This window comes from Aliirhizobium wenxiniae, from assembly GCF_019511445.1.
Classification (GTDB): Bacteria; Pseudomonadota; Alphaproteobacteria; order Rhizobiales; family Rhizobiaceae; genus Neorhizobium; species Neorhizobium wenxiniae_A.
Genome location: NZ_JAEUAN010000069.1, coordinates 1 through 853, shown reverse-complemented (window position 1 = coordinate 853; position 853 = coordinate 1). Strand labels below are relative to the sequence as shown.

General features: G+C 55.5%; 2 protein-coding genes. Both read left to right on the top strand.

Annotated elements, in window-relative coordinates:
- Positions 1 to 185 (top strand): DUF2934 domain-containing protein (locus tag JNB91_RS30310; protein WP_220329123.1); only part of this gene is annotated, 185 nt, incomplete at its 5' end.
- Positions 186 to 278: 93 nt separating this feature from the next.
- Positions 279 to 797, top strand: a complete 519-nt coding sequence (locus JNB91_RS30305) for an NUDIX hydrolase (RefSeq protein ID WP_220329122.1) — start codon at positions 279 to 281, stop codon at positions 795 to 797.
- The last annotated feature ends 56 nt before the right edge of the window (positions 798 to 853 follow it).

Here is an 853-nt window from a genome sequence, read left to right as displayed (position 1 = left end):
ATATGCCAGAACAACGGGAAGAGTGGATCACAAAGCGGGCATATGAGCTTTGGGAACAAGCTGGACGTGCTGACGGGCACGACCACGAGCATTGGGCTGAAGCGACCGCAGAATGGGAACGCCTGCAGGTACCCAGCGCTCCTGCCGAGAGTTCGCCCGGCGCGTGGGAAGAGGAGGAAGAATGATACTCGTTCATCCCTCCAGCGAACCCTGTCGCTGGCCCCGCTCTTTATGACGTTTTCGTTGTCGCATCATCGCAAATCAGTGAATAAGTGCTGATGAAAGCGACCCGAAATAAGAAGACGATCGTGAAAACCGGGGCGCAACCCCTTCTACAGCAACTTGCGGCAATGCCCGAGAAATTCTCTGGAGGCCAGTTTCGTAAACAATACGCGGCTTTGTGCTTCCGGCGCCAACCGGGCGATCAATCCGTTGAAGTCTTGCTGATCACCTCCAGAGGAACGGGTCGGTGGGTCATTCCAAAGGGATGGCCTATGAAGAAGAAGAAGCCGTACGAAGCTGCGGAGATCGAAGCATGGGAAGAAGCCGGTGTGCGTGGTGCTGCGAGAAAGAAGCCGGTCGGGCGATACACATATCTAAAGTGGCTCGAGAACGGTGATGTCGCTCCTTGTGTCGTAGAAGTCTTCCAGATCGAGGTCGAAGAGCTCGCAGAAAACTTCAAGGAGCGTGGACAGCGTCAGATCGCATGGGTCTCGACAGAAGAGGCAGCGCGACGGGTGCGGGAAGTCGAGTTAAAATCTTTGCTTGTACACTTCAGACCGGAGTTCAAAGGATAAAGCCAGGCGCCGAGCTATATCCGCTGTACGCTGGTAGCCACTCGGGCTGACACGGT

Bases quoted from the DNA above. Each gene is read 5' to 3' on its own strand.
- JNB91_RS30305 (WP_220329122.1), top strand. From the start codon at position 279: ATGAAAGCGACCCGAAATAAGAAGACGATCGTGAAAACCGGGGCGCAA.